The organism is Parashewanella spongiae (genome assembly GCF_004358345.1).
Lineage (GTDB): Bacteria > Pseudomonadota > Gammaproteobacteria > Enterobacterales > Shewanellaceae > Parashewanella > Parashewanella spongiae.
Genome location: NZ_CP037952.1, coordinates 1,610,170 through 1,630,537, shown reverse-complemented (window position 1 = coordinate 1,630,537; position 20,368 = coordinate 1,610,170). Strand labels below are relative to the sequence as shown.

18 protein-coding genes and 1 pseudogene are annotated in these 20,368 nt (G+C 39.7%); 4 read left to right on the top strand and 15 right to left on the bottom strand.

The window, feature by feature from the left end; translation table 11 throughout:
- The first annotated feature begins 74 nt into the window (after window positions 1-74).
- On the top strand, window positions 75-452 hold the full coding sequence (locus tag E2I05_RS06350) for a BlaI/MecI/CopY family transcriptional regulator (RefSeq protein WP_121855118.1): 378 nt from the start codon (window positions 75-77) through the stop codon (window positions 450-452).
- Complete coding sequence (locus tag E2I05_RS06345; protein WP_165905579.1) at window positions 449-1,654, top strand: M56 family metallopeptidase; 1,206 nt, start codon at window positions 449-451, stop codon at window positions 1,652-1,654. Before E2I05_RS06350 ends, E2I05_RS06345 begins: the two co-directional genes overlap by 4 nt.
- A gap of 155 nt (window positions 1,655-1,809) precedes the next feature.
- On the opposite strand, the gene ltrA is transcribed toward E2I05_RS06345, so the two are convergent.
- Complete coding sequence (ltrA, locus tag E2I05_RS06340) at window positions 1,810-3,090, bottom strand: group II intron reverse transcriptase/maturase (protein WP_133309423.1); 1,281 nt, start codon at window positions 3,088-3,090, stop codon at window positions 1,810-1,812.
- A gap of 1,173 nt (window positions 3,091-4,263) precedes the next feature.
- Between ltrA and E2I05_RS06335 the strand changes: the two genes are divergently transcribed.
- Window positions 4,264-4,719 (top strand): hypothetical protein, encoded by a 456-nt coding sequence (locus E2I05_RS06335; protein ID WP_121852244.1) that lies wholly within the window; start codon window positions 4,264-4,266, stop codon window positions 4,717-4,719.
- Window positions 4,720-4,743: 24 nt separating this feature from the next.
- Here the strand turns inward: E2I05_RS06335 and E2I05_RS06330 are convergent, their stop codons facing one another.
- From E2I05_RS06330 to E2I05_RS06295, 8 genes and pseudogenes are all read right to left on the bottom strand, one after another.
- Window positions 4,744-6,045, bottom strand: coding sequence for a peptidoglycan DD-metalloendopeptidase family protein (locus tag E2I05_RS06330; RefSeq protein WP_243641033.1), 1,302 nt, complete (start codon window positions 6,043-6,045; stop codon window positions 4,744-4,746).
- 176 nt (window positions 6,046-6,221) lie between these two features.
- Complete coding sequence (locus E2I05_RS06325) at window positions 6,222-9,278, bottom strand: AAA family ATPase (RefSeq protein WP_121852242.1); 3,057 nt, start codon at window positions 9,276-9,278, stop codon at window positions 6,222-6,224.
- A complete protein-coding gene (locus E2I05_RS06320; protein WP_121852241.1) occupies window positions 9,278-10,420 on the bottom strand; it encodes an exonuclease SbcCD subunit D in 1,143 nt (380 codons plus the stop codon). Before E2I05_RS06320 ends, E2I05_RS06325 begins: the two co-directional genes overlap by 1 nt.
- An 8-nt stretch (window positions 10,421-10,428) precedes the next feature.
- On the bottom strand, window positions 10,429-11,196 hold the full coding sequence (locus tag E2I05_RS06315; protein WP_121852240.1) for a TSUP family transporter: 768 nt from the start codon (window positions 11,194-11,196) through the stop codon (window positions 10,429-10,431).
- A gap of 97 nt (window positions 11,197-11,293) precedes the next feature.
- The gene (locus tag E2I05_RS06310) at window positions 11,294-11,680 is read right to left on the bottom strand and encodes a ribonuclease E inhibitor RraB (RefSeq protein WP_121852247.1); all 387 of its coding nucleotides are present in this window, start codon (window positions 11,678-11,680) and stop codon (window positions 11,294-11,296) included.
- A gap of 15 nt (window positions 11,681-11,695) precedes the next feature.
- A pseudogene (locus E2I05_RS06305) lies at window positions 11,696-11,917 on the bottom strand (RNA-binding S4 domain-containing protein); the annotation flags it as partial.
- A 32-nt stretch (window positions 11,918-11,949) separates the two neighbouring features.
- Complete coding sequence (locus E2I05_RS06300; protein WP_121852239.1) at window positions 11,950-12,483, bottom strand: GNAT family N-acetyltransferase; 534 nt, start codon at window positions 12,481-12,483, stop codon at window positions 11,950-11,952.
- Between the two features lie 68 nt (window positions 12,484-12,551).
- A complete protein-coding gene (locus E2I05_RS06295; protein ID WP_121852238.1) occupies window positions 12,552-14,366 on the bottom strand; it encodes a DUF885 domain-containing protein in 1,815 nt (604 codons plus the stop codon).
- Window positions 14,367-14,514: 148 nt separating this feature from the next.
- Between E2I05_RS06295 and E2I05_RS06290 the strand changes: the two genes are divergently transcribed.
- Window positions 14,515-15,024, top strand: coding sequence for a GGDEF domain-containing protein (locus E2I05_RS06290; protein WP_121852237.1), 510 nt, complete (start codon window positions 14,515-14,517; stop codon window positions 15,022-15,024).
- 262 nt (window positions 15,025-15,286) lie between these two features.
- Here the strand turns inward: E2I05_RS06290 and E2I05_RS06285 are convergent, their stop codons facing one another.
- From E2I05_RS06285 to E2I05_RS06260, 6 genes are read right to left on the bottom strand one after another with little or no spacing between them, the layout of a single operon-like run.
- On the bottom strand, window positions 15,287-16,531 hold the full coding sequence (locus E2I05_RS06285; protein ID WP_121852236.1) for a tetratricopeptide repeat protein: 1,245 nt from the start codon (window positions 16,529-16,531) through the stop codon (window positions 15,287-15,289).
- Between the two features lie 5 nt (window positions 16,532-16,536).
- Window positions 16,537-17,154, bottom strand: coding sequence for an energy transducer TonB (locus E2I05_RS06280; protein ID WP_121852235.1), 618 nt, complete (start codon window positions 17,152-17,154; stop codon window positions 16,537-16,539).
- A gap of 1 nt (window position 17,155) precedes the next feature.
- A complete protein-coding gene (locus tag E2I05_RS06275) occupies window positions 17,156-17,560 on the bottom strand; it encodes an ExbD/TolR family protein (RefSeq protein ID WP_121852234.1) in 405 nt (134 codons plus the stop codon).
- Between the two features lie 13 nt (window positions 17,561-17,573).
- The gene (locus E2I05_RS06270; RefSeq protein WP_121852233.1) at window positions 17,574-18,101 is read right to left on the bottom strand and encodes a MotA/TolQ/ExbB proton channel family protein; all 528 of its coding nucleotides are present in this window, start codon (window positions 18,099-18,101) and stop codon (window positions 17,574-17,576) included.
- On the bottom strand, window positions 18,101-19,456 hold the full coding sequence (locus E2I05_RS06265) for a MotA/TolQ/ExbB proton channel family protein (protein WP_121852232.1): 1,356 nt from the start codon (window positions 19,454-19,456) through the stop codon (window positions 18,101-18,103). Before E2I05_RS06265 ends, E2I05_RS06270 begins: the two co-directional genes overlap by 1 nt.
- Window positions 19,456-20,238 carry a DUF3450 domain-containing protein gene (locus E2I05_RS06260; protein ID WP_121852231.1) on the bottom strand — a complete coding sequence of 261 codons (783 nt, stop codon included), beginning with the start codon at window positions 20,236-20,238 and terminating at the stop codon, window positions 19,456-19,458. Before E2I05_RS06260 ends, E2I05_RS06265 begins: the two co-directional genes overlap by 1 nt.
- Between the last annotated feature and the right edge of the window lie 130 nt (window positions 20,239-20,368).

The window sequence follows — 20,368 nt, the reverse complement described above, 5'->3', positions numbered from 1 at the left end:
TTGCATAAAATGATTACAGGCGTAATCTTAATCAATAAATTACAACTGTAATCAATAAGATTAAGGTTTTTATTATGAAAGACATCAGCCCTGCCGAGCTCATTGTTTTAAAATTACTATGGGTACAAAGCCCTATGACTGCCAGCGAGATAGTCTCAGATTTATCGAGTAAACATGAATGGCAAGATAAAACCATTAAAACATTACTCAATAGACTCGTTAACAAACAAGCTATCGGCTTTGAAAAACAAGGCCGCGCTTATTCATATTTTCCTCTGTTGGAGCAAAGTGTTTATCAAAAGAAGGAAAGTCGGTCATTCATAGAAAGAATTTTTGGCGGCAAGCTTGCTCCCTTAGTTGCAGGGTTCGCCTCTGATAACAAACTCAATGCTGCAGATATCAATGAACTGCAACAAATTATTGACCAATGGAAAAAGGAGCAACAAAAATGATTGCTCAATTTGTATTCCTGAATGTGATTTTTGTGTTGATTGCCTGCTTGATATTTATTTTAAGAAAGCCTGTTAATCGTTTATTTGGCATTCACGCCGTTTATAGCCTTTGGTATTCAATACCTTATTTTGTGATTGCTTTTGCATTAACGCCGTGGATATTTGGCTCTGTGGTTAGCTTGGATATTGAACTCGTTAAAGTAATAAGCACCTACAGTGCATCTGAATTATCACAACACCAAACCTTCATTAATAATAACCTTGCCATTTACCTATGGGTTACTGGTTTTGCGTTAATGCAGACATTCTTTATTTTCCAACTCGGTCAACTTAATCAACTTAAGTCTACAGCTGAAAAAGAATTAAGTTTTAAGATGTTATCAGTATTCAGCCATAAGGATATTTCATCCCCAGTTCTTGCTGGCTTTTTGTCGCCAAGCATTCTTGTTCCAGCTAATTTCAAACAACTTTCATCTGAGGATCAAGAAAGCATTTTGGCTCATGAGCAAGCTCACCATCAAAGGAATGATTTACTGGCGAATTTATTTGCATGGGTATTTTTAAGCTTGCTTTGGTGTAATCCGCTTGCTTGGATGGCTTACAAAAGATTCAGACAAGATCAAGAACTCGCCTGTGACGCTGATGTAACGGTTAAATATAATACAAAACAAAAACAAAATTACAGCCAAATGTTAGTGAATTTTTCTCAGCACCATGCAACTCACCTATTTACTACACCCTACGGAAACAAAACCACAATCAAGGAGCGCATAATGCAACTTAAAAACCACCAACAAAAAGGTAAAAGCACAATTCTGACCTTAGCCGTCATTATGATAATGAGTACAATTGGAGTATTGACCAATTTGCCGGTTATCGCAGGTAACGACCACCAAGGTCCAAAACCCATCGTCCGAGTGAACCCTCAATATCCTCAAGAAGCAGCAAAATTGGGACAAACAGGATTTGTTGTTATTGAATTTAAGGTTAGTGAAAAAGATGGTTCGGTTCATTCCGCTCATGTCAGCGAGTCTTCCCCTGCTGGGGTATTCGATCAAGCTGGGTTAGATGCTGTCAAAAAATGGAAGTACAAGCCTAACCCTGACACAACTGAAACGGTAAAAGTTCGCTTGGACTTTAGTATCGCACCTGAAGATGAAACGCTTGAGCGCATCAAAATTGAAAGCGGAGATCAGCACTAATACCAATTACAGTAATTGGTATAAAGTCTGTTTAAGTAGAGTAGGCTACTGGCTTCGCTATCGCTTATCCAGCAGCCCCTCTTCGATTCCGTGCATGAGGTTTTCCCTCACACGGCTCTGTTGTTACACTTCTCTCAGCTCCTTCACTTTGCTTATCATCTTGTCGTGGGTAAATACTCAAGACCAGCTTGGCGTAATTTTTCGTAAGCACCTCGTGATAGATACTTGCTTCGACGTTGACTTAAGCGACGATGCCAGCGATAGAACCGGTTTACTACAAATCCATTTATTCTGAAAAATACACCTCTGGGATAACCTATCCCACCAAAATAGTGTTTCCATCCCCTCAGAACTTGATTAACCTTATTTATCAGTACGCCAAGTGTATTTGAGGTTCGGTGTTTCACTATGTCTCTGATTTTATTTTTCAGCTTTGTTTGGCTCTTCTTAGACGCCTGTATCTTGATGTAACTGGTGCCTTTGATGAGGCCTGTGATCCGTTGAAAGTTAAAACCGAGGAAATCAAACTCATTCATCAGCTTTCCCATATCCACACAGTGGGTTTTACTTTGATTTAGCTTCAGACCTTCATCACTTAATTGCTGTGTTATCCAGTCCAGTTGCTCTTGTGTGTAGGTTTGCTTATGAAGTACAACAAAATCATCTGCATAGGTAACGATTTTACACGGTGTTTTTTCGTGTATTTTCAAACAGAAATCGTTGAGATAGATGTTAGCCAGTAGTGGAGAGATAACTCCGCCTTGCGGAGTGCCACATCGGCTTGCTTCTATTCGCCATTTCCCGTTGACCGTCTCTATGCTGATGGGCGCTTTGATAAAGCTTTTCAGTAAACTCAGAAAGCTGCTGTCGCTTATTCGCCTTTCTACTTTTGCCATCAACTTAGCGTGCGGGATGGTATCGAAATAGGCACTCAAGTCAGCATCGAGTACGTGCTGGTAGCCTTGTTTTAGGCTCATTTCAATGACTTTTACCGCTTGCTGGGCGCTTCGACATGGACGGTAGCCATAACTGTGTTCATGTAAATGAGGTTCGTAGACGGGTTGCATCACTATTGTCATCGCCATTTGCACAATTCTGTCACTGATTATCGGGATCCCAAGTTTCCGCGTTTTGCCGTTGTCTTTGAGTATTTCTACTCGTTTGACTGGGCTAGGTCGATAGTTTTTCTGTTGTAATTGAGTTTGAATTTCTTTTAACAGCGCAACGACTTTCTTTTGCTGCTCTAGATAACTGAATGTGATGCCATCAATTCCTGCTCCGCCTTTATTGGCTTTGCATCGTCGATAGGCTTCTTCGAGTATATCTAGGCGACTGAGTTTATCGTACAAGCTGTAAAATCGAAGCTCCGAGTTAAGCTTTGAGCGTAAGTAAAGTTTTCGCTGTAATATTCTGATATTTACTGGAGTGTTAGCCATATGGCAATTTCACCTCAAAAGTTACGTTAAAAACGGGTGTAACACTGAGCCCCTTCCCTGATGTGAAGTTATGTTGTCTTCACGGTTAACGGTACTATGGGCTCATCCGACTGCCTGAGCGCCCTATCTGAAATTTCGGTTTACCTTATATTCGGATAGTGGAAGTCACTACCTTCCAACACTCAGGCTCTCCCACGTTCACTTTATTTCCTTCAATACATGCCACTTCATATTACGCCGGAAGATCAAACAGATGCATTTACCAGTTGCTTCTCTGTTTGTGTCAGGGTTCGTCAACTAGGAAAGACTCCCCATCTTCATTTTTTGATTTACGACGCTTAACTGAATTCGCTTGATGCTGCGGCCTACATTGCATCTCAACCTTTATTCAAGGCCTTTGTCACAGGGCTTCATGTCATAGCGGTTACCCATTATGCATGCCCGTCAGATTTCGGGATGAACTGGTAATTATCCCGTCAGGTACGTTTCAACCTGATGGACTTATTATAAATAATAACGTTGCTGTCTCTGGTTTATGGCCATGTAATCGCTTGGCTGCGTATACGTTGAGACAAATCCCGCAACAGAATAAAGCGCTTCGTGGCGCTCCCTAGAAACATCAGTTGACTGCATTCTCAAGCATAGAAAAAATGGCTGATAGTAAGGCGTAGCTTGCAGCAAGTAGTTATTCTACTTGCAAAAGTTACAACGCAGATAGCAGTCATTTTAGCAAGCTTGTGAGCGTAGAGCACTTCACTCATTGGGTGAAAGCCATGATGATAAAGTCATCTTATTGACTCAAACAGTTACTCATATACTCAGCGTTCAACTGATGTTTTTAGGTTTAATCTAAATAAATCTCCGTGTGTAAAGGTGATACTCAATAAATGCTGTATAAGTATCAATAATCCTAAATAAATCGGTTGGGAGCGTTCATATACGCAGTCAACTGATGCTTCTAGGTTAAAGTTAAATTGTGTGTTCAACCAATTTATTTAGGATAATACCAATTACAGTAATTAATGGTATAGGATAGATTCGACAAATACTCTGATTTAAGAATCCTGTACACATTTCGTGTTTATCTATAACTATTTAATCTTTTCACCAGTCTTGACTGAGAATAATTTTCATTTAAACTTGCATTAAGTATTCACGAGTTAAGAAAATATAATGGCTAATTTAAAAAAGTCTCTTAAAAAAATCTGCAAAAAACAGGTTAAAAAGACCGTAAAGAAAATGGGCCGAGTCGATATTGCATCAAGTAAGCAAGAGAAAATATTATTAAAGAAAAAGAACAAAAAACTTGCTAAAAAAACCTACCAAGAATTAAAACACCAACTTGTTCAACCAACAAAAAAAGCAATAAAACAGCAAATCTGTCAGACTCTTAACCAGATTATCAAACCGCTTGAAAGCCAAAACGATGCTGTATATTTTGAAACAAATCAGCATGAGCCTACAGTCATTAATATCGTGACACCCGATGTATCCATATTTAAGCCTGATACAGAGATTAGAGCGGATAAACCACTTAAGAAAAAACCTTGTGGCGGCTGCCCTGCACTGAAAAATGGGCTATGTCGATGCGCGTTGAAAGTAATGGCAAATAACGCTAAGGTTAGCTAAAAATCGTTATCCTCGGCTGATGTTTTAACTCAAATCCATCATTATCTTTCTTCGTTTTACCAATGATAGAAAGTTAATAAATTGCCGCCGTGTCAACGAAACTCCCGAAGGTATTTTTGCGGTTAACGGATTTACAGGACTACCGTTTACATGTAATTCATAATGCAAATGCGGACCTGTAGTCCGACCCGTATTCCCTGATAATGCAATAATTTGTCCTTTGCTGACCTTCTGGCCTTTTTTTACTAAGGATTTTGAAAGGTGTAAATACCGTGTTTGATACTTTTCACTGTGCTCAATCACAATATAATTGCCTGCATATGGATGCTTAGTTACTTGTTCCACCCTCCCATCACTTGTAGCTAACACTTTTGTGCCAACAGGCACCGCAAAATCGGTTCCATTATGGGAGGTGATCCTTCCTGTTATTGGATGCTTGCGATGAGGGTTGAATTTAGAACTCATTCTGGCTTTATGATTTAACGGGATACGTTGGAATTCAGCATATAAATTATGGCCATTTTCATCATAAAAGTTGCCATCAGAAAACTGAAAAGCACTGTAAGTCCCATTTATACTCAAAACATAAACTGCGAGTATCTTACTTTCACCGGTAGCGTCACCATCTATATATTGATCATCAAGTAGAACTTTAAATTTATCTCCAGAACGAATATCTCGACTAAAATTGAATTTATTTTCTAACACATTGGTAATATTGAGAACTTGCTGATCAGTTAATCCATTGCTTATTGCTGACTGATAAAAAGAATCTGTGATCTCTCCAGATACCGTTCTGTGCTGCCATACCCCTTCATGTTTTACTATTTCTACTTGAAAGCTGCCGTCAAGGATTCGAGTGAATACGATTTGTTTTGCTGCGTTATAAAATACAACTAACTTCTGTAAGCCACCTTCATCGTTCACCCAGAATTCAATTATGTTATCCGGCAGTAAGGAATCTAAAACTAACACATCCAAATCTGCTTCTAGGACTTTATACATAGTTGATTGAGGTAAACCCGCCTCAATAAATAGCTTACTTAAGGTATCTCCTTTTACTACCGTATGTTTAAACTTTGGTTCTGATAAGAAAACATTTCTAAATTCCGTAGTTGCTGCAATTTTGGCAAGATAGGTACCCAGCTTTAATTCAATCCGATGATTAAGTGATGAATGAGTTGAAGTGATCCCCCAAAACAGTGCACCAAGGATAAGCACACTACCAATTAAAAATGGTCGTTTATAAATATAAATAAGACTTTGAATATGCGATTTTACCGAAGAAAACTTCACTAAAGTTAATCGGGACTTTGATAGTGTCAAGTCTCGTACCACCATAATTTAATTGATAAAAATAAAAATAGTCCTCCGCCAAATGCAGAAACGAGCAAAGTTATATCAAAAAAAACCATTCTCGCAAAATTAAAACCGATTAAATAATGAACAAAAATGGATTATCACCACAATCACAACCATTTGATTACATGAGATATTTACTATTAACCATTAATTAACTTAATACAACTTCCTGAAGAACTTTTATTAATATCAATTCGTTGAGTAATTTGCTCTTTCATTTCACTCACGTGAGAAATCACACCAACCATTCTTCCAGACGATTGCAGATCCATTAATGTGCGAATAGCCAGTTCAAGTGAATCTTGATCCAAACTTCCAAAACCTTCATCAATAAATAATGTATCGAGTTTGATACCTCCTGCATAGGCTTGCACAACTTCCGATAAAGCCAGCGCCATTGATAACGCAGCCATGAAGCTTTCGCCACCGCTCAGTGTCGCAACATCTCGCACTTTTGAGGTGTATGCGTCTTCAACTTCAAGTTCTAGTCCTGAAGCTTTATTGCCTTTCGATTTTTGCTCTTTACGTATTAGTCGATAACGCCCTTTACTCATCATATTGAGTCGTTGACTAGCATCTAACAACACATCATCGAGTAATACACTCAACACAAAGCGATTTAAACTAATTCGGTTACCAGTTTTACCATTAGCCACATCAGACAAAGTGCCTATCACTGCATATTGATCTTCTAATGCTGTTGCAATTTTATCTACTTCAACCAGTTTCTGCTGGATTTGATTAAGCTGTGATTGCTCTGCATGCAGTTGTTGCCAGTGTGCATCAGCTTGTTGCATCTGCACATTTGTTTTTTGTTGTTCCACTTCAAGTAGTTCAGTGTCAGGTGCAGTTTTGTCCGTTAATAGTTCGGATAATTCTTTTAATTTCGCCTGATTTACGGCCCAATCCTGCTGGTACTTCGACACTTGTTGCTTTAATTCAGTCAGCTTAATATCTGGTAAAACGGCTTGAGTAAAAACATCTTCGGAATCGAATCCTGACGATAATAATGCTTGCTGAAAGTCAGTAGACGCTTTTTGCAATCTCTCTTTCATCTCATGCTGCTGCTTGATTGATGACTCACACGCTGTTTGAGCCGAAACAACTTGCTGAGTAAGCTTGATTTGTTGCTGCTTAATCTTTTCACGCTTTTCAGTATATTCATTAAGCTTTTGAGCATTTTCGCTCTGAGCGGTAATTAATTGCTGTTCAGTCGACAACGACTCAGGTAAGCGTTTATCAAGTTCTTCTAGCTGAGTGCTTACTTCGGTAACAGCCTTTAGCTGCTCTTGAATCAAAACTCCAACAGAATCCAACTGAGATTGGAAACTCTGCTCTTGTTGATTTAACTCCGTCAAAAGCTTTTGGTTTTTCACAAGCTTGTCTGCCGCGTTAACAGCTTTTGAACCTTGATGCTGGAGCTCCGCTAAACGTGTTTGGCAAGCTGCAATTGGTTGAGATAAAACATCACCAAGTAATTCGGCTATTGGTTTTTGTTGTTCCACAACACTCTTTTGTTGCTGCATTAACTCAACATAACCACGGCGAGCCTCATGATATTTATCTGAAGCCAGAGCTGTAGCATCAGCTGACGATTGTAACTCCATTTCAGTAGGCGGTTTACCTTGAGAAATTGCAGGTTGTGGGTGCTCTAGGCTCCCACAAACAAGACAAGGTTCGCCTACTTGGAGCTGAGCCGCTAACACCGCGGCTTGATTGGTATGCCATGAAAGCTGCAAGGTTTGCTGCTCGGTATTCGCCTTTTCAAACAGCTGGCGTAATTGCTCACCATGAGCTTTTGCTTGATGTAGTTTTGAATCAAGCTCCAACTTACGTTTTTGTAAAAAATCATACTGTTGATAATTCTCTATGAGCAGTTGTTGCTGATTCAGGGCTTGTTGAATGCTTAACTGCTCGGCTGACTCTAACTGTAATTGTGGCTGTTCAGCTTGAATACTTGATATTTGTTGCCGCAGCGTTTGATTCTGTTGCCCAATCGATGTCTGTTGCGCTTTGCTTTTATTCAGCTCTGTTGTTACTGAAGCGTGTTTGTTTACTAGCTCTGTTTTTGTATGAAATAAAGGCTGCAACTCAGCTAAGTACTGTTTCTGCTGTTCAGTTTGTATTATTTGATCTTCTAACTGAGGCAAAGAGTCAATTTGAGGCAGAAATAAGGTTTGTGCTTTGTTTGCATCACTCAGTGCAATTTCGCATTTATTAAGTTGCTGCTCTGCTATCTGAAGTTCATGTTTTCGTTGATCATAACTGGATTGTAATGGTACCAAATTAGCGGCTTTAATCGCTTTTTTAATCGTCGCTTCTTGTAGCTCAATGAAAGGCTTTTGTTGCAAATGTTGCCCTTGAATCGACTGTTGTTCAGTGAGCTGAGTAAACTGGTTTTTTAGTTGCTCCGCAGCATCATAGTTTTTTTGAGCTTGTAAAAAGGCTTTAGCTGTTTGCGCCTTATTTTCTGCGGCTTGCGATACTTGTGGATTTAATGCTTCTAGCCTTTCTGCTAACGCTTTATCTGTTTGAAGTTCTGCCGCTTGCAGCACACCTTCACGGCGATTCTGCTGCGCTTGTACTTGCTGACGGATCTCGCTCGACTGAAGCTTTAGTTTATCTTCAATTTTTCGGTAAATTTGGGTTTGAAATAATTGACCAAAGATTTTTTCTCGGGTATTTGAATCGGCCATCAGCAAATCACGAAACTTGCCTTGTGGTAACACCATGACTTGCCGAAACTGATCAACATCGAGCCCAAGTAATGCTTCTATTTGATTGGTTGCTTCAGATACTTTAGCTTCAACTAACAGACTTTCTTCACCATCGATGCTTATTCGGTATAACTGCGCCTCAGGCTTTTGAACTGTATAACCATCACCACTTTTCTTTTTCCTGTTTTGCTCAGGGATTCGGCGAATACGATATTGAACGTCACCCAGTTTAAACTGAAAAGTAAGCTCAGTGAGTAATGAGTCAGGCGCCATGTCACAGCGCATTTGGCTACCTTCACGCTCATTACCTGTAGTACGACCATAAAGCGCAAAACAAATTCCATCAAGAATGGTAGTCTTACCTGAACCCGTGGGACCATTGATTAGAAATAAAGCGTTTTGGGAAAGCTCATTAAAATTGATATGTTGGGTATCAGAAAACGGCCCAAAAGCAGACATAGTAAGCAACTCTGGTTTCATTATTCTTCTGCTCCATGCAATCCATTCAAGAGTTGCTTCATAAATGTTTGTTGTGAGTCTGAAAGCTCATCACCGGTTGTTTGCGAAAAGAAACTCGAAAACATGTCCATTTCGTTTTGCTTAATATGATCTTTTTTTATTTCGATGTTGCTTGATTCGCTCATAAGTCCCGAGCGTTCGAGATGTAATACATTAGGGTATACATTCCGTAACTTACCCATAGCATCTAAAATAGCGTGTTTGTCTTGTAAACGAACCATCAAATAATCATCTTTGTTCTGATCTGCTTTTCCTTCTTCAAGCACATCATTTAGAAAGCCTGAAATTACGCGAACATCACGCAAAGCAGATAAAGGCAGTAATTCAATTGAAGGCGGTTTGTTTTGTTGATTTAACTCTACTAAAGTAACCGACTTATTTTGATTGATTTCACTAAAAGAGTATTTAAGTGGAGAACCAGAGTAACGTATATACTCCGCTCCTTTATACTGTGGCCCATGAAGATGCCCTAACGCTACATAATCAAAAGGCTTAAAAAGGTCTGGGTTGATTCTATCAGCTCCGCCAATACTTAACGGTCTCTCCGACTCTGACTCACTGCCACCATCCAAAAAGCAATGACTCACAACAACTTTAGGTAAGCCCTTACTATCATCTTGTGTGGTTTGCTTAAGTAAAACTTGCATTGCATCTTCATGAGTTGAAACCTCAACATCCAATAAACTACGAACTCTCGAAGGCTCTGCATAAGGAATTGAATAGAAGATTGCGTCTCCATTTTTACCTGTTAATTGAACTCGACTCACTGTACTAGTGAGAGGGCCGATAATATGTAACCCACTGGAAGACATTTGCGATGCCGCAAAACCTAGCCGCTCATGACTATCGTGATTCCCAGCAATCATCAACACTTGTACTTTTGCGTCTTGAATGAGCTGAGTGACTACATCGTTAAGCAATGCAACCGCGTTGGCAGGTGGAACAGAACGGTCATAAATATCGCCTGCAATAACAACAGCATCGACTTTATGAGCTTTCGCTAAAAAAACAATCTGTTCTAACACGAAGGCTTGATCGTCTAGTAACGATTGATGATGTAATTGGCGGCCAATGTGCCAATCCGATGTATGAATGAATTTCATCGAGTGCCCTATGAATAAAATTGATCGAACAATAATTTGCCACTCATTGCTAATGACATCACCACAACCAGTGGTCGAATAATCTTGCTGCCCTTTGTTACTACCAATCTAGAACCTATATTTGCCCCAAACGCTTGACCAACAAGCATCATTAGCCCAACTGTCCATAATACTTGCCCACCTATAGCAAACAACAACAAAGACGCAATATTGGTAGAAAAATTGAGTAATTTGGCATGAGCGGTTGCTTTCGCTAAACCAAAACCAGATAAGGTGACAAAAGCCAATGCAAAAAAGCTCCCTGTGCCAGGGCCAAAAAAACCATCATAAAAACCGATTAATAATGCCGCTGTGAAAGAAAATAATGCTGGGCTTAATATTTGATGGCGGTCTTCATCCGACAGTTTTTTAGATAACAAAAAGTAAACCCCAATACCCAATACTAAAAACGGCAAAACAATTTTCAACACACTTGCGTCAATTTGCTGAACACATAAAGCACCAACAGCGGCGCCAAAAAATGCACATCCTAATGAAAGCCACATATTGTTCAGCTTAACCACGCCATGACGAACAAAGTACAAACTTGCAAAAAAACTTCCCCCACAAGACTGCAATTTATTGGTACCAAGTGCGGCTATAGGAGGAATTCCCGCCCACATAAGTGCTGGAATTGTAATTAACCCACCGCCCCCAGCAATCGAGTCGATAAAGCCAGCTAATACTGCAGTAATAAAAAGCAGTAGTGCAATTTGTAAGGTAAGCTCGAATTCCATAGGACTCTTTATTTTATTGATTGAAATAAAAGGTCATTATAAAAAAACCACCATTAGGTGGTTTTCTCAATAACCTGAATAAACAGTAATCTATCGGTTAATGTGAACAAGCATCACTGCATTCATGTTCTTCATCAGCAAACTCAGTATCACCTTCTTGCTGTTGCATCACGCCCCAGCCATCGCTAATACCGTCAAATTCTTCAGCGAATCCATTTAATGTTGACTCTTGAGTAATAATTGCGTCGTACTCAGGCACCATATTTATGCTGACAATCAATTCCCACTTTGCGGTTTCTTCGTTGAATAACAACTCAACTTCACCTTCAAGATCAGAATTAACAAGATCTTCTAATGCTGTTTCTGCGTCACGTTGCCCTTCGAAAACTAAAAAGAAGTCAATATCAGTTGGTAAGCTTAAATCCATACCAGCTTCTGCCATTGCAGCCAACATTTTGCCATTATCATCATCTGGGAGTTCCATTAGTTCTTCTCCTTCAGCTAGGATAATTACCGACTCACCATTAAAACTTACGGTTTCACCTGAAATTACTTTTTTACGCTTGCGTGTTTCAACTTCACCATTTACTAACACATAACCATCGGCAATAAGTTGCTTGGCTTCGGCGCCCGATGCGATCATGCCTTGAATTTTTAAGATTTTATAAAGTTCAATGAACTCGTCACCATCACGCAGGTGAAGTTGCTCTATCTCAGACATTTGTATGCCTTATTACTAATACAAAAAAACAATTATACCTTAAAATCACGACTAAGCAGGCCAAATAAATAATCGTCTTGCCACTCATCGCCCACTTTATTGTTCTCTCGTAACAGGCCTTCTTGTTGAAACCCTGATTTAATCAAAACCCTTTGAGATGCAATATTATCTACTGACACAAACGCTGAGAATTTATGAACATCGAAATGAGTTATTCCCCAATCGATGATGGCTTTTAAGCTTTCGGTTGCATAACCCTTTCTTTGAGCGGTCAAAGCAAGCATATAACCAACTTCTACATGCTTAAAGTCTTTATCAGTGCAATGAAAACCACTAAGTCCAACGAAACTGCCGTCATGCTCTCTTATAACAAGCGTTAACCATTCCTCTGATTCAAACGTCCAAGGCCCTATTCTACCCTCAAACTTCTCTTTGATCATTGAAGGCGAATCTGGAACTCGGATATAGCGGTTAACTTCTGCATCTAAATTTAAATTTAGAAAATCAGACCAGTCATCATTAGTTAGCGGACATAATGATAAATTTTTAGTTTCAAGTTGTGTCATCTTCTTCCTTAAAGAAACGACTAATAGTGGCGTTTAAACTATTAGTCATTTTATCAAATTAAATTGGCTTACTTTTTAGATGAAATCCAATGATCAATTTTTTGCTCCATGACAGCCATTGGCAATGAACCTGTGGTTAGAATTTGATCATGAAAATCTTTTAAATCAAACTTAGTGCCAAGTGCTTTTTCCGCCTTCTCGCGGAGATCAATAATTTTCAACTGGCCAATTTTATATGACAAGGCTTGCCCAGGAATTGCCATGTACCGCTCAACTTCGGCAACAATGTCTGTTTCAGCCATCGGTGAGTTATCTTTCATATACTGAATAGCTTGCTCACGGCTCCAACCCTTTGCATGCAAGCCTGTGTCAACAACAAGTCTCATTGCACGCAGCATTTCATCAGAAAGCTTACCGAAGTATTGATAAGGATCTGAGAACACGCCCATCTCGATACCTAAATATTCTGCATATAATGCCCAGCCTTCTTCAAAGGCGGTATAGCCACTGAAACGTTGGAACTCAGGTACACCTTGCAATTCTTGCTTAATCGCAATTTGGAAATGGTGACCAGGTGCGGCTTCATGCAGCGACAACGTCGTCATCCCCCATTTTGGTTGAGCTTTTAAGTTATAGGTATTGATATAAAAGATACCAGGGCGTGAACCGTCCACCGCGGGAGACTCATAGGACGCACCAGCCGCTGACTTTTCACGAAAGCTTTCTACAGGCTTAACCACATAATCCGCAACAGGCATAACATTAAAGTATTTAGGAAGCTCTTTATTTATCGTCTTTTTAAGATCCATATAGCCATCTACTAATCCTTGTCTATCTGTGAAAAAGTACTGAGACTCTGATGAAAGTGAACCGAAAAAGGCTTTTAAATCACCCTTAAATCCAACTTTTTCACGAACTTGATCCATTTCAGATAATATTCGTGCAACTTCTTTTAAACCAATTTCGTGAATTTCATCAACTGGTAATTTTGTTGTGGTGTGCGAGTTTGCTAAGTATTGATACCACTTTTTACCATTTGGCATTGCTGACCAACCGTCGGAAGCACGGGCGTTCGGCAAATAGGTCGATACAAAGTACTTCTCTAAAGAAGTAAATGCTGGCATAAGCTTTTCAACAATCATCGATTGATATTCAGCGGTTAATTTGGTTTTATCATCAGCCGAGAAGCTTTCTGGAAAATTGTTGATTGGCGAATAAAAAATGCTTTCCTCTGGTTTGGCAACAATTTGGGCTTGCAGCTGAGGAATAAAACGCTCGACAAGCACTCTTGGCAGCACGACTTTATTTTCAATGCCTTCATCCATCCGTTGTTGTGCCAGTTTTGTCCAGTCAATAAAGCCGTCTAGGCGTGATAACCAATTTTTATAATCGGCTACGGTATTAAACGGTTGCGCACTTTCTCCACTGCCAAGCTGCACCATAGTAATTACCGTGCTGTAAAACTGGTTAATCGGCAACCAACGATCTGGAAAGGTTTCACCGATAAGCGACATATCACGATCATAAGCAAATAAATCGTAACTCAATTGCAGATCAGGCGACAGAGCATTACGATCAATTTTTCTAACTTTATCAAAATAGCTTTGGTTAAGATCATGGCGATCTTTAAGGTATTTTTCGGTTAAATCACCGCCAAATTGATCGTTATAATCACTCACACCAACAAATGTCGCCATCAATGGATTCAAAGCCAATTGATCTTTAAAAAACTGATCGACAAGCTTATTGTACGCCGCACCTGCTTTAACTTGCTTTGTTTGCTCGGTCGTTTTTTGCTCTGATTGATTTTGTGCTGAATTGTTATCACAGGCAGACAGTGAAAGCACTGCTCCAACGGCTAACATGATGAGGGATTTTTTCATTTTTATACCTGCAAGTCTTATCTAAAATTCATCTCAAGCAAACATTAATTATTGCTATTTACTTGTGAAATAAAGGGTTATTAAAATTATTACAAAATAGTCATCTATACTTGTAGCTGTTTGTTGAGTGCTTTTTTAGGGGTAAAGCATGTTGTACTCATGGAGAAAACCGGCTTTTAGAGATACAGAGACCGGTGTATATAATCACACATACTTTATTGAAGCGTTCAATCGAGAATGGCAAAAACATTTATCAAAGCAACAAGGGTTAGCCTTATTGTATCTGCGGACTAACATAGATGAAATACCTAATATGAGTCCTGTCATCAAAAAACTATCTTCTAAGCTAAAAAGTCGTTTATTAAGAAATAATGACTTAATTGCAAGACATGAAAAAGGTTATTTCACTATTGGTGTGTTCAATGTTGATGATTATGGCATGAAGGCCACTATTCAGCGTGTAACAGATGCTATTGAGGAAGTGCGCTTAGATGCTCATCATAATTATAATCAACGCTTTGATTGTAAAATAACTGCTGGGCATTGTATGCCGTCTATATGTAAGCAATCTGATGGACTTTTTATTAAAGTGAAAAAAGCCTCTGAAAAACTTGCCAATCAACCTAAAAAGCAGCTCGAAGTCATTTATTGGGATTGATACCAATTACAGTAATTAACTTCCCACTCAGCAAGAGCTAAAGGATTTCAGTACAAGACGCAAGTTTGAAGTACTATATTCCCTACGGCCGCCATACAAAACTGGCGTTCAACGCACTTAGTGCTTTTGTCGGGATAATTCAAAAACTTTTAACACATACATAGCTCTGAGTTGGCTATTTAATTACTGTAATTGGTATAATTTCCCGAATAGACATAAAAAAACACCTCCATATTGGAGGTGTTTTTTTATGAAAGAATCACTACAAAGAAACTTTATGTATTTTGGCTTTTTCTTTCACGTAAGACAACATGCCTTTGGCTGTGCGAGCGGATTTTTTGTCCTTCATTGCTAACTGGAAGCTCTTGTAAGCAGATTTATATTGCTTAAGCTCCAAGTAAGCTCTCCCAAGCTCTACATGAACAGCACCACGATTTTTAATGTTCGCTTTCAATGCCTTATTAAACGCATTAACAGCTTGTCCATATCGTTCTGATAAAGTTAAAAACTGTCCCTGCTTTAAATAAAGCTTTGGATCATTATCTAAGGCTGCCGCTTCACCATAATTGTCAGCCGCTAACTTGAACTCTTTAGCCGATTGATAAAACACAGCAAGCTGTTTAAAGCTCTTAGCATTTTTCTCAATAAGTCCAGATTTCAGGTGCTTATTGTACACTTTAGCAGCTTTATAGCCAGAACCACCTTGACTCAATAATTGAGCTAGACGAGTGATATCGCTTGCTGATTCCAAAAAGCCTGCTTTATAAGCTAAATCATAAGTAGCTAACGCTTGCTTATAGTTTTCAGTTGCTAAATAAAACTGAGCTAATTGACGCCACAGTGCACCATCATCGTCAAACAATTGAACAGCTGTTTCAAGCACTTTAATCGCATTTTTATTTTGCTTTTTATTAAAATAAGCATTTACTTTTGCGTTATACAAGTCTTTGATTGGCTTATCTGCAATGGCAATCGCTTTATCAGCGTTTACAATCACATCATCCCATTGCTTTAATTGCACATGTGCAACTGCTAATAAGGTATAGACTTTAACATCAGACTTACAAGTAAACGTCATCCACTTTTCATAGTGTTCGATCGCTTGTTTGTAATTCTTATCTTGCATGGATAAATCAGCAACAGCACGAAGTGTATCCGCGTGTTCAGTGCCACCCAAAACATTCGTATCAGCCGCTAATTTTAACTGATTCAAAGCCTTGGTATATTGTTCCTTTTGGGCGTACAAGTTACCCAAAAAACGTGCAACACTGGCTTTGTCAAAGTCATTTTTAGGATTAGCTTCAAGCAAAATGGCTATCGATTCATCAAACAAATCTTCGCCATAAGCTTTAAAGGCTTTTTGAATCTTTTTACCTGTGCTTTGCCCCATTGCTTTTGATTTACGTAATTCAATAGGGCATTTATCGGCAGCATTGACCGCTGGAGCAATTGCAACAGCACCAAAAGAGAGCAACAATGCAGTCGCTAGTTTATTAAACTTAGCCATGTTTATTACCCCTCCTGATCCAATGTAAAGTCCAAAGTAACTTTTAAACCACTACGCTTTTGCGCTTTACCATCAACAATTTGCGGTTTGTATTTCCACTTTTTCAAAGCTCTACGTGCAGCTTTGTTAAAAATACGCTTTGGCTTAGCATCGATAACTTTCACATCTTCAACACCGCCGAGTGTGTTAATTGCAAAGCTTAAGGTTACATAACCTTCTTTGCCATCACGTGCTGCAGCGGGTGGATACTGTGGGTTAATACGAACGATAGGCGTAACATCACCATCACGTGTCATCATATTACCCAATTTAAAGGTACCGCGGCCTGCTGTTGATGATAATCCTGACGGATTAAACGATAAACTTGTATCAATGTCAGACGAATTATCTGGCGGTGGTACATTAGGCTTAGGTGGCTGCTCAGGCGGAGCTGGTGGCTTTGGTTTTACCCGTGGCTTTTGCTGCGCTTTGGAATCTGGTTCCTCCATACTGATCTCAATCACTGGAGATTCAGTTTTGGTGTCGGCGCGTTTAGCGCCGCCACCGACCAAAAAGGCCATGAAGACAAACAGTCCAAAGGTAACAGCTCCACCAACGATGACAGATACTATTCCTCTGAGCATATTAATCCTTCCCTGCTGAAACAGAAACTTTATCTATGCCAGCTTTTTTAACACTATCGAGTACCTTAACGACTATACCGTGTTCCGCTTTTTTATCAGCTTCAATCAGTACCGCAGCTTCAGGGGACTCAGCCAACATACGTTCAACGTTTGCCGTTACACGCTCAATGTCAACCTGACGGTTTTCCATTTTAATAACGCCTGTACTGCTTACGCCGATGAAGATATTCGCGGACTTCTTAGTCGTTGCCTGCGATGCTTCTGGCTTATTGTAATCAAGACCCGATGGCTTGATGAACGACGTAGTTACAATAAAGAAGATCAACATAATGAAAACGATGTCGAGCATCGGAGTCATATCGATCTGTGCTTCATCCTCTACGCCAGAATGCTTTTTACGTGCCATGTTCAATCTCTCTCTAGTGGTGTGGCAAGCTATCTTTTAGCTTTTCCATGCTGATTTTCATTTTTGCATCAAGACGAGTACTAAAAAATACTCCTGATAATGCTGCAACCATTCCCGCCATTGTCGGCATGGTCGCCATGGAAATACCAGCGGCCATCATACGAGCATTACCCGTACCATGAACTGCCATCACATCAAATACGGTAATCATCCCTGTCACTGTTCCAAGCAGTCCAATCATAGGACAAGCAGCAACCAGCGTTTTGATAATCAACATACCCGCGTTTAGTTCTTGTTTGGCCTGGGATACCCAAGCTTCACGAATGCGGTGAGCGTACCAAGAAGTCGAATCTTCTCGTGCGTCCCATGCAGCGATAATTGCTTTATTTTTAGTTGGCATAATCCAATTAAGGTACCAATAACGTTCAAGCATTAAAACCCACATTAGGAACAGTACTCCCGCAACCAGCCAGAGGACGTTGCCTCCGGAGGCCATGAAGCCCCTGACGGAATCCCAAATGTCCATCAGGAATAGCATCATTAGTCAGCCCTCTTCTCAGCGTGCTGTGCAACAAGACCTGCGCTTTGTTCTTCTAGAACTTGAACAACAGACTTACTTTTAGCTGAAACAATCGCGTGTAGTAACATTAGAGGCAATGCAGCAATCAAACCTTGAACAGTTGTGATAAGTGCCATAGAAATACCACCAGCCATAAGTTTAGGATCGCCCGTACCAAATAATTGAATACTTTGGAAAGTTGCAATCATACCGGTAACAGTACCAAGTAGACCCATCATAGGTGCAATAGCAGCAAAAACTTTAATGATTGATAAGCCTTTTTCAAGTGCAGGTGTTTCTTTCAAAATAGCTTCGTCAAGTTTTAACTCAATGGTTTCAACATCTGAATTCTTATTGTCATGGTAAGCCTTCAAAATACGACCAAGTGGGTTGTTACCTGGAGTGCCTAAGTTTTTACGCTGTGCATTAACCTTAGCGCCAACACTGAATAGTGAGAACATCAAGAATAAAGCAAGTGCAGCACCAATAACTAGAATACCGATGATGATGTAACCAATTGGTCCACCCGCTTCAATTCGATCTTCAATGGTTGCTTTTTGAGTGAAAACATTAAGTAATGTACCGCGTGCAGGGTCTACAAATAATTTTTCGTAACCTGAAGTTGTACCTACATAATCTTTAACACTTGAAACGTGCTCGCCACCTGGTTGTTGCGCTAGCTCTTGAATCAAGCCAAGCTCAGGCTTGTAAACAACATAATGTCCATCAGCAAGAAGATTGTATACACCAACACGTGTTACTTCTGAATTATGAACACTACCATCTATACCAGTAATTTCAGCGTTAAATTTTACAATTTTGCCTTGTTGAACCATCTCGAAAAGTTGCTCTTCCCAGAACTTTTCTAGTTCATGAATTTTAGGAAGCTGTTTACGAGCACCTAATTCAGCTATAAACTTTTCACGTCCAGGATACTGAGCGCTGATGTTTGAAGCTTCAAGCTTACCTGAGAAATCTCCGGCTTCACCTTTAACAACACCAAACATTTCACCCAAATCACCTTGAGCAACAATAAGATCGGCTTCTAATTGAGCAATCTTACGTTCGTTGTCTAAGAAGGCTTGGTTCAAATCTTTGCCACGTTGTTTTTCATTGGCTAAAGCGCGCTTTTCACGCTTTAGTAATGCGGCTTTATCACCACGTTCAGCTTTAAATTCTGCTTCACGCTTTTTATTTATTCTTGCGTCGCTTTTACGGTCAGCTTTTACTTGTTGCAACAACTGATCGATAGATGTTGGTGCATCAGCAGCACTAACCATGCCAGCCGTTAAAGAAAAGCTAGCAGCCACTAGCGCGGATGTAATTAACTTTTTCATTATTGTGCAGCCTCCGCAGCTGGGATTGGTAGAGCAAACATATCAGGAGCGCCTTGACCACGAGCCTGCTTAATTGCTTTAGAAAGGTTACGCAAGTAACCATCGCTTAGCACATCCCAAGATTTAGTTTCCTTGTTATACATCCAAGCTTGCTTTTGATCTAAGCTTTGCGCGTAATAACCAACACGTCCGAAGCTTACGAAATCTACAAGTAGTTCTTTACCGCCGATATTTAATTGACCTTCACGAGCAATAGAGCTTGCGCCGTAGCCACGCTCAATGCTGTACGCATCAAGAATCAAACGATACTTTTCAGCTAGTGTTACGTTTGACGAATCTAGAGTTGCTCGAAGGTTTGCAACACGGTTTAAACGTGCTTCAAGGTTAAACGGCAAGTCTAGTTTGATGAAGTTTTCTAATGCGTCAACCATCTTAAACATTAGAGGAACAACGCCTTGACGCAATGCATCTACACCATCAATGTCCGATTGAATATCATTGATAGTAGCTTGTTGATCGGCAACTAACTTTGCAACATAGTCATTATAAGATTTTAACGACTCACGTTCATCTGCAACAGAACCATACTCAAAAAGCATGTCTTGTGCTTGATCAAAATATTTGTCAATTTTCTTTTGCGACTTAGCAGCATCAGCGTGAATTTGAGTATCAGCTTTTTGTGCGTCGGCAAGAGGATCTGCTGCTACTAGGTTACTACTGGCTAATGCCATAGCACCTACCAGAGCAGTAGCGATTTTAGTTCTATTGCTTACCTTGGACATAGTTCCCAACCAATTTGAAGTGAATTAAAAAGTGTTAACTTACTGATAAAGAAGCCCTGCATTACCAGTAACAACATACCATCACATAAGCACAGCTTTATCTTACGTTTGTTTTTATTTTCCCTTTTCT